13 protein-coding genes are annotated in these 13,509 nt (G+C 41.3%); 8 read left to right on the forward strand and 5 right to left on the reverse strand.

Annotation, left to right across the window (positions count from 1 at the left end):
- Window positions 1-184: 184 nt before the first annotated feature.
- Complete coding sequence (locus CH377_RS12760) at window positions 185-1,411, reverse strand: alpha/beta fold hydrolase (protein ID WP_100724171.1); 1,227 nt, start codon at window positions 1,409-1,411, stop codon at window positions 185-187.
- Between the two features lie 98 nt (window positions 1,412-1,509).
- Between CH377_RS12760 and CH377_RS12765 the strand changes: the two genes are divergently transcribed.
- Window positions 1,510-1,944, forward strand: coding sequence for a hypothetical protein (locus CH377_RS12765; RefSeq protein ID WP_100724172.1), 435 nt, complete (start codon window positions 1,510-1,512; stop codon window positions 1,942-1,944).
- Window position 1,945: 1 nt separating this feature from the next.
- On the opposite strand, the gene CH377_RS12770 is transcribed toward CH377_RS12765, so the two are convergent.
- Together CH377_RS12770 and CH377_RS12775 are read right to left on the reverse strand one after the other, a co-directional pair.
- A complete protein-coding gene (locus CH377_RS12770; RefSeq protein WP_100724173.1) occupies window positions 1,946-3,493 on the reverse strand; it encodes a glycerol kinase 5 in 1,548 nt (515 codons plus the stop codon).
- A 107-nt stretch (window positions 3,494-3,600) separates the two neighbouring features.
- On the reverse strand, window positions 3,601-4,029 hold the full coding sequence (locus tag CH377_RS12775; RefSeq protein WP_100724174.1) for a host attachment protein: 429 nt from the start codon (window positions 4,027-4,029) through the stop codon (window positions 3,601-3,603).
- A 463-nt stretch (window positions 4,030-4,492) separates the two neighbouring features.
- Between CH377_RS12775 and CH377_RS12780 the strand changes: the two genes are divergently transcribed.
- The 7 genes from CH377_RS12780 to CH377_RS12810 all read left to right on the forward strand — a co-directional run bounded on the left by CH377_RS12780 (window position 4,493) and on the right by CH377_RS12810 (window position 12,317).
- Window positions 4,493-5,188 carry a hypothetical protein gene (locus CH377_RS12780; RefSeq protein WP_100724213.1) on the forward strand — a complete coding sequence of 232 codons (696 nt, stop codon included), beginning with the start codon at window positions 4,493-4,495 and terminating at the stop codon, window positions 5,186-5,188.
- A 68-nt stretch (window positions 5,189-5,256) separates the two neighbouring features.
- Complete coding sequence (locus tag CH377_RS12785; protein WP_100724175.1) at window positions 5,257-5,895, forward strand: HmuY family protein; 639 nt, start codon at window positions 5,257-5,259, stop codon at window positions 5,893-5,895.
- The gene (locus CH377_RS12790; protein ID WP_100724176.1) at window positions 5,895-8,387 is read left to right on the forward strand and encodes a TonB-dependent receptor plug domain-containing protein; all 2,493 of its coding nucleotides are present in this window, start codon (window positions 5,895-5,897) and stop codon (window positions 8,385-8,387) included. Before CH377_RS12785 ends, CH377_RS12790 begins: the two co-directional genes overlap by 1 nt.
- 22 nt (window positions 8,388-8,409) lie before the next feature.
- Window positions 8,410-9,264 carry a heme/hemin ABC transporter substrate-binding protein gene (locus tag CH377_RS12795; protein ID WP_100724177.1) on the forward strand — a complete coding sequence of 285 codons (855 nt, stop codon included), beginning with the start codon at window positions 8,410-8,412 and terminating at the stop codon, window positions 9,262-9,264.
- Window positions 9,261-10,391, forward strand: coding sequence for a FecCD family ABC transporter permease (locus tag CH377_RS12800; RefSeq protein ID WP_100724178.1), 1,131 nt, complete (start codon window positions 9,261-9,263; stop codon window positions 10,389-10,391). Before CH377_RS12795 ends, CH377_RS12800 begins: the two co-directional genes overlap by 4 nt.
- The gene (locus tag CH377_RS12805; RefSeq protein ID WP_100724179.1) at window positions 10,388-11,245 is read left to right on the forward strand and encodes an ATP-binding cassette domain-containing protein; all 858 of its coding nucleotides are present in this window, start codon (window positions 10,388-10,390) and stop codon (window positions 11,243-11,245) included. The genes CH377_RS12800 and CH377_RS12805 overlap by 4 nt, the downstream gene beginning before the upstream one ends.
- Window positions 11,232-12,317, forward strand: coding sequence for a hemin-degrading factor (locus CH377_RS12810; RefSeq protein ID WP_100724180.1), 1,086 nt, complete (start codon window positions 11,232-11,234; stop codon window positions 12,315-12,317). The genes CH377_RS12805 and CH377_RS12810 overlap by 14 nt, the downstream gene beginning before the upstream one ends.
- Window positions 12,318-12,370: 53 nt before the next feature.
- Here the strand turns inward: CH377_RS12810 and CH377_RS12815 are convergent, their stop codons facing one another.
- Window positions 12,371-12,799: a DoxX family protein gene (locus tag CH377_RS12815; protein ID WP_008595326.1), complete on the reverse strand. Its 429-nt coding sequence runs from the start codon at window positions 12,797-12,799 to the stop codon at window positions 12,371-12,373.
- Between the two features lie 128 nt (window positions 12,800-12,927).
- On the reverse strand, window positions 12,928-13,500 hold the full coding sequence (locus CH377_RS12820; protein WP_100724181.1) for an MORN repeat-containing protein: 573 nt from the start codon (window positions 13,498-13,500) through the stop codon (window positions 12,928-12,930).
- Window positions 13,501-13,509 lie beyond the last annotated feature (9 nt).

Consider the following 13,509-nt stretch of genomic DNA (forward strand, 5'->3'; position numbering starts at 1 on the left):
TACCGAGATCTTATGCAATTAGCGTACCAATTCTCCAAAACTAAATATTATGCCCAATTTCTGGATGTAAATTTAGAGTATGTTCATTATTTAAGCATATCTATATTGAGACATACTTTAGATTTGGTGAGATATGAGGAAGAATGCCACTCTTTTAAGGCAGCAAATCTGGAATTATGTAGTGTTAGGTGCGAATATTTTGTCTAAATTTTCTTTTTAATCTTAAAAACCAGCTCTGCTTTTTGGAGGTTCCATGTTCTCTTAAGAAGGTCTCTACCTTAGGAAACACATCGTCTTCTGCCTTCTCCGCTAAGATCAAACAACCATGACCATAATCGTCGCTGGCTCCTTCTTCCTTAGAGATCACATGAAATTTTTTGATCTTAGTTCCCGCTCTTTCATATACGAATCGAACCGTGTCAGGAGTTGCAATCGCATCATTTGCACCTGCGACAAATAAACTAGGAACAGTGATCTCTTTCTGGAGATCTATATAATTATAGAACCCGTTGAGGGAACTCATCTTCTTTGTCTCTATCCAAGACATGAATTGTTCAATCAGTCCTTCACTGATATTCTCAATAGCATTTTTCATTACTTTTTTCACTATTCTAGGTCGAGTTGCTTTAGGGTTATAAAGTATCTGATCGATAGGTGTGTAAATTTCTCCCGCTAAAGGAGCAAGCATGGAAGCCCCGAACTTCAGATCTAAAACTTTTCTGGCACGAGGGAATCTGGAGAGTAAACCTATTAGGCTCAAACCTAAATGGTTTAAATTTCCAGGCCCACCCAGAGAAACGAAACTTGCGATCTTTTCCTTTTCGGACTTAGGAGTGATCCCTAGATATGAATAAAAGATCATCGCACCCATAGAATGGCCCACCCAATTCACACGTTTACTTTCCGTTAAAGAAAGTACCTTGGAGATGATCGCGGGAACATCATATTTTACTAAATCATCAAAGGTAAAGTCCTCGTATCCGCCCCTGCTCTCATGGTAAGAACTCCCCGCTCCTCTCAAAGAAACCGCAAAGACTTCGTAACCTCTTAGTTTTAAATAATAAGGAAGAGAATGTCTTTTGTCCAAATCGATCACATACTTATTCGTAGCAATCCCATGCACTACGATTACCGGAGCAAGATCAGGATTTGGAATAGGAGGAATATGTCTGTGTAGAGCGATATTCCATCCGTCTTTTGTTTTTGCAAAATGTACCTCGTCTGCAATATCTTCCTGACCATATAAGCGAGAGAACCAGTCCAATAAAACAGGATATAAAACCAATACTGCGATCAAAAATAGGGAAAATACGATAGCGAGCGAGGAAGCGAAGACCGCAAAAAATATGATCGCGAAAAACGTAGTGATCAGATAAAAAGGGCCTCTTCTGTTCTTCAGGATAGCAATCACAACAGGAGAGGATCACTGAGACAACACGAATGTCAAGTATTCCCAAACATGCTTGCCTTGATTTTTAACCCGATTAAGATGACGAAATAGTTTCTAGAATGGATAAAAAGTTAGATTACAGACTCTATCGTTCTCCTTCCGGCTGGTACAGCATGGTGATCCCAGGCCATTGGCAGAATATTGTGATCGAAGGTATCCCTGCCTTTTTCGAAGAAAATGGTTCCGGTGCCATGCAAGTTTATGCTTTCGAAAATAAAGAAGGCGATTTCGATCCGGAACAAGAAATAGAAAGATATCTTGCGACCCACAAAATTGAATTTGTGAGAGAGATGGCGGCATTCTTCGAGAATAATGAAGGTGCTAAGATCATAGCATGTGAATTTTTAAAAGAAGACGGAAGGCATTGGATGGTCTATCTAGTCTCTACTAAAAAAAGAATGATCTTAATCACTTATAATGGAGACGAGGAGCCTACCGAAGAATTGGCAGAACAATTGACCACCGTGGTCAGCTCCATTCGTATCCAAGAATAATTCAATCTATCTTGAGAGTGGATTGAACTGCTCTATGCCAACGCTCCAATTTTAATTCCCTGAATTTCGAATCCATCTTAGGTTTGAAAATTTTGTAACCTCTTTCCAGTTTACTCAATTCTTCTAAACTTTTCCAATAACCGGAGCCAAGTCCCGCAAGATAAGCTGCACCTGTGGCGGTCATATCAGGTTCCGGTGCACGTTTCACTTCTACATTACAAAAATCGGCAAGACATTGTAGAAGAATATCCGATTGGGAAACTCCGCCATCCACCATGATCGAACTTACGGGAACATTCGTATCTTTCTTGATCCCTTCTAATATATCAAATAAAGATAATGCAATTCCTTCGAGGACCGCTCTTGCCACATGCCTTCTATGAGTTGCAAGTGATAATCCGAATACGGAAGCTTTTGCATTCGGATTAAAATGAGGATATCTCATCCCGGAAGCGGTTGGAACGAAGATCACTCCCTCGGTATCATTTGTTTGAGAAGCAAGTTCATTCAAAACTTTTGGGGTATCGGAAAGTCCGATTCCTTTTCCAAGCCAGTCGATTAGAGTTCCTACAGTGCCTGTAAAACCTTCCAACATATAAGTAGGTTTTCCTGCGAGTCTCCAAGCAACTAAAGGAAATAAACCTCTTTTAGAAAGTTTGGGTTTATCTCCCATGTTCATATCCACGAATGCACCTGAACCTTGGGAAATTTTAACCCCGCCTTTTTCGAAACATGCATGTCCGAATAAGGCCGCCATCTGATCTCCGACCACTGCTCTGATCGGAATTCCTGCACCGAATAGAGAAGGATCCGTAACACCAAAATCTGCAGCAGTATCTTTAACATTCGGAAAAATTTTCGTAGGTATATTGAAGATCCCACAAAGAGGAGCATTCCATTGTAATTGGAAAGGATTGAACATACCGGTTACTGTTGCATTAGAAGGATCGCTAATATGTTCTTTTCCTTTGGTGAGTTTGTACACGAACCAAGTGTCCAAGGTCCCAAAAAGTATCTCACCTTTCTTCGCTCTTTTCCTAAGTTCAGGATTTTTATCGAGCACCCATTTCAAACGAACAGAGGCGTGATCCGTAGTAAACTTTAACATATAAGTTGCGATCAACATAGGATTGCCTGTAATCGTTCCAAGAATCCTAGAAACAAATTGGATCACTTTCCATATCTTATTTGAATTCATCTCTGCGGAAGTTTTGCCTGCGCGAACATCCGCCCAACTGATCAATTTAGTTAAAGGTTTACCTGTTGATTTATCCCAAAGAAGAAAAGATCCTCTTTGGTTGCAAATCCCAAGTGAGTCCACATTTGCGGCTTGGAATTTTTTGTTCTTAAAAGTTTTTTTGAGAATAGAAACAAGTGCCTGCCAAAGTTTTTCTGGGTCATGTTCCAAGGCACCAGGCTCACTCACGATAGGAGGAGTTTTTTCGTATTGGCGAGAAACTATTCTGCCCTTCTTATCGAATAAGATAGCTCGGATCCCGCTTCCACCGCTATCGATAGAAAGAATATATTTTTCTTTTGTGGCAGCCATTCAACTCTCTCCAATTTTTTTACTGAGGTAGAATCCTTTAGGATTCGGCTGCGTCAATAAAAAAGCCGCCATGAAGGCGGCCTTAATAGTATCGACTCGAATGGATCTTATGCTTCGCTCACAAGCACGCTCTTAAGATGATTCATCAGATTGGACTCTCTTTCATGCACGATATCTTTAGGCATTTTATGATAGATCCTTTCTCTAGACTTATCATCAAGTTTGCCGAGGATCATTCCCATAAAGCCAGGTTCGGAAACCAAAATAAAATTGGAAAAAGAATCCTTCTTCCTTTCCAAGTTCATAAAATCGCTAAGTTTACCAGCAAAAGCCGCAGCCACTCTCTTTTTAGGTTCATGAAAAAAATCAAAATCAGATCTGGAAGCTTGCCCTGCTCCAGTAACTAGATCCGAATTTCTGAGTCTTCCTTCGGGATTCTCCATAGATTGCACCAGCTTCAAACCGTTAGTCGGCCCTTGGTATTCGAAAATTTTTGCCTCGCTTCGGTTTGCAACCACCACCCATTTTTTCTTCATACTGTACCCTCCTATTATGGAACTCTCCGTCACCGAAAGATTCGGAATTCGGCGAAGGTAGTTTTAACCCAAGGAGAAGGACCTATCAATTACTTTTCCCAAAACCTTCTTCTTTAAGGATTAGAAAAACTAAATATACTTTCTGTAATAAAATGGAATCTCTCTAAATCCAAAATTATTCTGAACATTGCCAATTCGCGGACAAATATCAATCCCCAGACCGCCAGATTGCCCGGCTTTTTGGGAATTCTTTAGTGGACTTTTCCGCATCGCTTCTGAGAATTGTTCTCATTCTTGGTTGACAGATTCCGAGAGATTTTGATTTTGAGTTTTAGACTCATTTCAAGACCTAAATATAGAAAACATGACTCCTACTAATGAGAATTGAGTCTCAACAGGAGAAAACATGAAACGGAACACAACCAAGACGCTATTGACGATGATTCTAGGAATATCCTTCTTAATGAATTGCGACCAAGGCTCGAAAGAGTCCAACGCTGCACTTGTACTAGGAGCTTTAAACAGCGCCTGCATAGATGCAGCAGTTGCTAATGATGAGATCGCGGAAACTGCAATCACTGCAGGGATCAATACTTTCCAATTGATCTCCATCCCAACTGCAGGTGCGGCAAGACATATCAGATTAGAAGGAGCATTGCTCCAGGCCCTAAGCGGACACGGAACCATCTACCTAGCAACTGGATACACTGATTCATTAGCAGGAACTACTTCTACACCTTCAACAACTGCAGGTGACGGAAAACTCGTAGTGAACATCTACCAAGGCGGACCAATGGTTTACGCAGGTTACTCTGCAACCACAGCTTATGGAACAGATGATGGAACTGCAACCGCAGCCCTCGGAGGAACCGGAACTAGCTTGTTCTCTTCCTTCACCACTACAGCAAGTGATGTTTGTTTAGATATCAGCGCAGATACAACACCAAAAGTTACGATTTGGGGAAGTGGGTACAAAGGTGCAAACTGCAAGAAGAGATGTACCCTTACTGAGTCTAACGCAATTATCAATAAAGCTAATTGGCCAAGCGGTGCAGGTATCGGCTCTACCGGTAGCACTAGCACTTATTACAAGACCGGCAGTTCTGCTTCCGGAGTAACAGCGACCAAGGTAGTAACTTATAGCACTACTGCGCTTTAAAAATTTTAGGCGGCCTTAATTCGGCCGCCTTCTGTCATTATTAATTTATGAAGAAGGGGGATTCGATAATGAAAACATTATATTCAATTTTCATTATTTTCATGGCAACTTTAACTGTTTTCTGCGGGCCTAGCACCGGAGGGGACGATGGACTTGCGATTTTAGCCGCATTGGAAGATGGCGGTGGAGGATGTATCAAAGCCCCTGGTGATACGACTACGACTCCCAATTCCCCATCTGCAGGAGTCAATACTACTAGAGTTAACGCTACTGCAAGCGGATGTTGGGCGTACATAGACCTAAAAGCAGGTGGAGTAGAAACTACTAAGTCAGGTACCTGGGATCTAAGATTTAAAAGATTCGTAATAGGTACAAACAGCGGAACCAGCGGTTCTGAAAATGGTGGCTCTTGTTTTAATGCAGGTGACACTAATCTTGCAGGTGTAACAGGAGGAGACTGCACTCCTCAAGTAGACGAACTCATGTCTCAAACCGGAGGCGGTGGATTCGGAACTGCAACAGAAAATGCAAGCCCCGCTCTCTGGGATTGGTACGATTATAACGGAACTACCCATATCCTTACACCGAAAGCAAGAGGGTATTTGATCCAAGGTTCAGACGGTTCTTTCTTCGGATTAGAGGTCACTGATTATTATGACGGTGCAAGTACCAGTGGATTTCCTACATTTAAATGGAAGACCCTCTGATGGGGAAGATCAAACCTTCTTCCGCTCCTAGGATATTATATCTGGTCTTATTTTCAGGTTTATGTTTCCTAGGAGTCCCTATCTTTTCCCAAGGAGAAGTTCTTCCTGAAAAAAAGACGGAAGAAAAAAAAGATGATTTAGATAAATCTAAAGTAAATCCGGAAGCCGGAAAAGATATAACGAATGGGAACAATGATAGAGGTTCCATCATCACCGTTACTGGTACTCGTAGAAAAGGTTTTCTAAAGGATTCCACAATTACTACCGAGGTGATCACCAGAAAAGATATAGATGCCATGGGAGCGAGAGATATCTCCCAAACTTTAGGAAACGTTCCAGGGATAGAAGTTCGCCCTGCACAAGCAGGAGAAAGAGGATCTACAGTTCGTTTACAGGGTCTAGCAGGTCAAAACGTTTTGATCTTGGTGGACGGACAAAGGACTACTGGACGTTTCAGCGGCTCCATCGACTTAACCAGATTTAAAGCGGAAGATATAGAAAGAATCGAGATCGTAAAAGGTGCGTCATCCGCTCTTTATGGTTCTGATGCAATCGCGGGTGTAATCAATATCATCACTAAGGAACAAAAAGATCCTTATTCCGCGAACTTTAGGACCTTTATGGGAGGAGGAAATCCAGTCTATTATGGAACTGGAACAGAGTTCCGTAACTATGCATCCGTAGGAGTACGTAGAGGGATAGTTTCCACCAATTTTACCGCAGGTTGGCATAGGGGAGATGGTTACGATCTAACTCCGGACGCAACCTTGGGACCTAAAAACGGAAGAATAGAAAGTCTTTCCTCTAGTTACTCGCCCTTCCCTACGAATACTCCTCTTTGGACAAAACTTTATATTTATCGTCAAAAACTTCCTTACGAAGGTCCTCTAGAATCTACTTCAGGTAGTGCATTCGAGGATATAAACGTTTCGAACAAAACTACTTTTGATATTTCGGAAACTTTTAAATTAGGATTTCAGTTCTATTATAGATATTTAAACCAAAATGCCGTAGATGCAGTCCCCCCACGAGGAGTGTACGATAGAAGTAATAAAACCCATGATTTTATGGGTGCGGTCAACGCAGATTGGGAAATTACTAAAACATTAAACTTAAACGTAAATACAAACTACGCCAGATTTTTTGATACTTATACATACGACCAAAGAAAGTCAGACGCCCAAGACAAAAGAGAGAAGTTAGACAACGCGGTTACAGAACTAAGGACACGTTTAGATCATAAGATCTCCGATGGACATGTGATCTCTTACGGTGCAGAAACATTAATAGATCAATTCTCTTCCGCAAGGATCGCTCCCGATTGTAAGAGAAATTTCCCAAATATTTGTGCGAGCGATATCTTAGGGGGAACAGATCCTTATCAAACTCAAAACGGGTATGCACAAAGACAAAGAAACGCATTTTATATACAGGATGAATGGAGAGTTTCCAGCGCCCCAAGGATCCAGATTGTTCCAGGGATCCGCTCTGACCACGACTCTATCTACGGAGGACAGGTCCTTCCTAAATTAGCAGTTCGTTACGATGTGACTGATAAATTCCGCATTAGAGCAGCCAACGGTTTAGGATACAGAGCTCCTAGTTTTCAGGATTTATATTATAATTTCATAAACCCAGGCGTGGGTTATAGAGTGGCTGGAAATCCCAACTTAAAGCCGGAACTTTCTCGCAGTTATAACTTGGGTGGAGAATGGGAGCCGAATAAGGTATTCTGGTTCAGCTTTAACTTCTTCTATAATAATATTGATAACCTAATCGGATTCAGAACGAACCCAACCAGAGACGCATCTGGATTACAGATTTTTAATACATCCAATTACCAAAAGGCTCTTACCAAAGGATTTGAATCTTCCGTAACTCTTAGAGTTCACCAAAATGTTTCTTTGGGCGGCGGTTATACGTATACCGACACAAGAGATGAATTAACCAATCTTCCTTTAGAAGGAAGAGGTTATCATAGATGGAACTTAAACGTTCGCTTCGATCATCAGCCTAGCGGGTTTAGTTTCTCCTTGTTCGCGGTGATTTTCGGGAAACAACCGTATTACTGTACGAAAAATCCTCTTTGGTGTGATCCCGTTCTTCCTAGCGAATTATCTGCTCTCTCCGCTCAGTTAACCTCTCAGGCTACGAATACGATCAACGCATTATTCGGAAGTATTCCAGGCGGAGTTCAGGAATATTGTACGGAAAGAAACTTATCTTACTGTACTACTGCCGCGACCTACGGAATTCGTATGGTTAATCCTCATACAAATTTGAACTTCCGGATTTCTCAGAAAGTTTTAGGTGCTTTCGAGATATTTGCAGGTGTGGATAACGTTTTAGATACATTCGATCTTACTTATAATCCTCAGAAGCCTAGATTCTATTATGTGGGGATAGACGGAAGATTTAATGCAACGTCTGGTCCTGCCGATTATTCTGCGGCTCCGATGCCTTCTACTTCGCCTGTACCGGGAGTCCGGTAAAAATAAAATTGGGAGAACCAATATGAAAAAACTAATAAGCTTAGCTTTGTTCCTCTGTTTACCTGCAACTATATTCGCAGAGGCAAAAGAACTCAGGATCGTAACATTAAACGGAACCGTTTCCGAGATCGTTTTTGCATTAGGAAAAGGTAAATTAGTCGTAGGAAACGATACTTCTTCCCTTTATCCTCCTGAAGCAGTATCACTTCCTAAAGTAGGTTATCAAAGAATGCTTTCCGCAGAAGGGATTCTTTCTTTAAAACCGAATCTAATCCTTGGATTAGAATACGCAGGTCCTCCCGAAGTAATTGAACAACTTAAATCCGCCGGTTTAAAAGTGATTATCTATCCTGGATTACCTGGAGTAGAGCCTGCGCTAAATAATATTCTTGCGATTGGAAAAGAGATCGGAGCCGAAAAAGAAGCACAAAAGATCGTACAAGATATTCGCAAAAAACATTCCAAAATTGCGGAGAAGGTTTCCAAACTAAAATCCAAACCGAAAGTATTATTCGTATATCATAGAGGAACAAGCCTCGCACAAGTTTCCGGAACGGAAACTCCTGCAGACGAAATGATCCGACTCGGAGGGGGAGCCAATGCAGTCGATGGATTCAAAGGTTTTAAACCGATCACTCCTGAAGCGGTAATCGCAGCACAACCTGATATCATCTTAATTCCGAGCAGAGGTTTAGAAAGTCTTGGCGGAAAAGACGGAGTGTTCGCACTTCCTGGTGTGAAAGATACTCCTGCCGGAAAAAAATCCAGAGTGGTTGCGATAGATGATCTAGTTCTCTTAGGTTTTGGCCCAAGACTTGGTCAGGGTATAGAGGAATTATTCGAATCATTCCATCCAAAAACACCTGAGAAAAAATGATCGTATCTTCTTTGGAGACTTCTTCCTCTGAAATGAAACCTAAAGGGGAAGAAAGGAAGAAAAATGCAGGACGCAAAGTCCCAGCCATCTTCGTATATGCAGTGTTAGCTGCCGGACTTTTTGGAATAGGAATACTTTCCCTTAAATTCGGTTCTATCCAACTTTCCACGGGAGAAATCCTAAAAGTATTACTATTAGGACAGGATTCCTTATCCGAATTAGAAGTCCCTCATTCCATTTTAGTTTGGAATTTGAGAATGCCTAGGCTAGTATTATCTATGTTAGTTGGGGCATGTCTTGCTTCTGCTGGCGTTTGTATACAAGGACTATTTCGAAACCCATTAGTAGAACCTGGGTTCATAGGAGTGAGTCCCGGAGCGGCATTAGCCGCTTCTACTTGGATCGTATTTTCAGAAAAGATACTTACCTTCTTTCCGGCCGAGTTAAGAGGAAAAGAAAGTTTCTTATTACAGTTATGTGCATTTGGCGGAGCTCTTTCTGTTTCCTTCTTCTTGCATGTGGTTTCTAAAAGAGAAGGCGGAGGATTTTCCTTAGTTCTGGTGCTTGCAGGGATCGCAGTGAATGCAACTGTCGTTTCCCTTTTGGGATTTTTATCTTATCTAGCGGATGATACCCAACTTAGAAACCTAACCTTCTGGAGTTTGGGAAGTATGGCAGTCGCAAGCTGGCATAAAATTTATCTATTGGGTACTGTCCTTCTCGTTGTTACTTTCTTCTTCCCTGTATTAGCTAGAGGTTTAGATGCATTGGCATTGGGAGAAGCAGAAGCTTTTCATACGGGTTTCAAAGTGAGAAGGATCCGAAACCTCACCATCGTTTTAGCAAGTCTGTTAGTAGGTGTAAGTATTTCCATCTGCGGGAATATTGCATTCGTTGGTTTAATCGTCCCTCATATTCTGAGAATGGTTTTAGGGCCTGGTCATAAAACATTATTACCCGCTTCCTTATTCGGAGGAGCACTTCTTCTTGCGATCGCAGACTTAGCGGCAAGAACTGTTGCCTTCCCTTCAGAACTTCCGATCGGAATTATCGCAGCAGGAATAGGTGGTCCATTCTTCTTATTCTTAATCTTACAAGCAAAACGTAGAGAAGGAGAATTTAGATGAGCCTAGTATTATCAGACATTTCCTTATCAAGAGGTGGAAGGTTCTTATTATCAGGGGTAAACTTAAGTTTATATCCTGGAGAACTTTTGATCGTGCTTGGTCCAAATGGAGCAGGAAAATCCACCTTATTAAAATTATTCTCAGGGGAAATATCTCCGGACAAAGGATTGGTGCTATTGGATGGGATCCCTTTGTCTGAATATGATTCGGAAGACTTGGCACTCAGAAGAAGTGTACTTTCTCAAGAATCAGAGATCCATTTCCCATTTATCGCAGATGAGATCGTCCGGATGGGAAGGTCCTGCTCTAAATTAAGAGTTCCTAAACCGCTAGAGGATCAGATCACCGAAGAAGCATTCCATTCGGTCAATCTAGGAGAAAGAGAAAGATTTCAAATTTATAATAAACTTTCCGGTGGGGAAAAACAAAGAACCCAGATGGCAAGGGTTTTAGTGCAGGATAAAGAACCTACCCAAAGAGAAAGTTATGTTCTTTTGGATGAACCGGGTGCCTCTTTAGATCCGAACAGAATACATTCTTTATTAGAAAAAGCAAAAAAACTCAGCAAAGAAGGGAGAGGAGTTCTCTGTATTCTCCATGACCTGAACCTTGCATTGAGATACGCAGATAGGATCGCAGTATTAAAAGAAGGTAAAATACTAGCGGATGGCGTTCCTGGGAATATTCTGGATGAAAAATTCGTATTAGAACATTTCCTATTGAGAACCCAAAAAGTTCCCTTCCCGGAAGGAGGGCATTATTTGATCCCTCTTGGTCCCGCAGAACCAAATAAAATAAACGGCCTGTCCTATACATTAGATGCTAAAGGAGTCAAAGAAAATGTCCATCGCTGAATCGTTAGAGATCGAGAATATCATCAAAGATTGGAAACAGATCAAAGAAACACAACCTCGTCTTAGAATGAGAGAGATCGCTTCCCAACTCAAAACCTCGGAGGGTGGACTACTCGCTGCCTCTGAAATTTCCAAGGCGGAAGGATTTCCTCAAGTTTCTTCTCTCCAAACAAATTGGGGCGAATTATTCGCAAAGTTCGGGGAATTAGGACATGTAATGGTCCTCACTCGTAACGAAGCCTGCGTACATGAAAGAAAAGGAATATTCGAAAAAGTAAGTTCCGGTCCTGGACATATCTTAGTCGTTGGAGCAGATATTGATCTCAGACTTTTCCCAGGAATTTGGAAATTCGGTTTCGCAGTGGAAGAACCTAAACAAGATTCCACACAAAGATCTTTCCAATTCTTCAATGAAAATGGAGAAGCAATGTTCAAACTTTTCCTTACGGACAAATCGAATGTATCCGCTTGGGAAAAATTAAGATCGGAATTCAAAAACGGATCTCCGGACTTCTCCCCTTTATTCTCCTCTGAAAACAAAAAAGGAACTGCGGTCGCAGAGAAAAAAGAGATCAGCTCGGAAATCAAAGAAGAGTTCCTGAGCGACTGGGGAAAATTAGAAGATACCCATGAATTTTTCTCTCTATTAAAAAAACATGGTGTTTCCAGGATCCAATCCATGGAGATCGCCGACGGGAAATTCACCAAAACTGTAGAGCCTAAAGCTGTCTTAAGAATGTTGGAAATGGCTTCCTTAGACAGAAGCCCTATTATGGTTTTTGTGGGAAACCCTGGATCAATTCAGATCCATACGGGAGAAGTCACCAATATTAAAGTTTTAGAATCTTGGTGGAATGTCCTAGATCCGGAATTCAATCTACACTTAAGATCGGATCTAATTTCTAAAGTTTATATCGTGGATAAACCTTCTAAAGACGGAGTCATTCACTCTATGGAAGTATATGATGCAGATGGAGAATTGATCGTTCAGTTTTTCGGAAAAAGAAAACCGGGACAACCCGAAAGAACTGATTGGGTCGGTTTACTGGACAAGGTATCAGAGCCAGTCTGAAGTCAGGTCGTTAGCTCTTCTGGAATATGTCCAAAGAGCTAACGATATTTCCTTTAAACACTCTTATGTGTTTCTATATAAAAATCCGCCGAGATACGACCGGATCCATACAATGAAAAGTGTAAAAGTAAAAGTAGGATCATGGATGCATAAGGCAGATTTGATCCTGCGGACACAAAACCTTCTCTTGCATGTATGAACAAAACGGCCCCGACTAGTACGGGCAATTGTAAAATCGCGGAGAATCTAGTCAGAAGTCCTACCATCAGCAGCACACCACCACAAATGTGAGCGATCACTATATAATGGGCCAATAATGTAGAAGCATAAGGAGCATTATTTAATTCCATTAGTCGGATAAGCGCATCCGTATCCGCAAGGAATGCAAGTCCCTTATACACCAAAACCCCGCCCAAATATACGCGGACCATATCGATCCACCAATCCCGATGAGTCTCTAACCAATCATGCCATCTTTCCATACGGACCTCCGTCCTGCGATGGAACATTCTATCTTTCTTTTTTTGAAATGCAAGACCTCTTGTAAAAAAGAGATCTAATATAATCGAACAATCGTTTATTAATATTTGTTTAAACTCATCCGAAAGGATTATTTACAGAATAGCTTTCTATTCTCTAATCTACATCTTGCAGTTCTGCCGGCTTTGGTATACTTACCGTTTCCGTTACCTTCTGCCGTAAATGATCCGCTAAAAACGGAACCATCTCGAAACACATAACGTCCGGCGCCTGATTTTTTATCATCGGACCAATTACCTTCGTATCTGTCTCCGTCGGAATAAGCTAAGGTCCCCCAACCTTCTCTCATCTCACCTGAAAATCTACCTGAATAAACGTCTTTTGTATCATAAACATAGACACCTTCCCCATTCTTGCAGTTTCCTTTTTTGCATCCCGGAGAACCGCTTGCAAAAGATCTTATATTAACTCCAGGACTAGGCTCCGGTTTTCTTTCAATAGGTTTACCATCCGCATCTTCATCGAAATATTCTCTAGAAGAAATATCAGAATCTTGGTCCCTATCATCCGCCTTCTTTTTAGGTTTTAGTCTTTCGATCTCTGGGTTGGACTTAGGTTTTGGTTTGGAACAATTTGAAAAGAAGAAGTAGCTGGAAAATATGAAAACGAATAAGGTAATCGAACTGAAAATTTTTTTGATCATTCTGGATCC

Source organism: Leptospira haakeii, assembly GCF_002812045.1.
Lineage (GTDB): Bacteria > Spirochaetota > Leptospiria > Leptospirales > Leptospiraceae > Leptospira_B > Leptospira_B haakeii.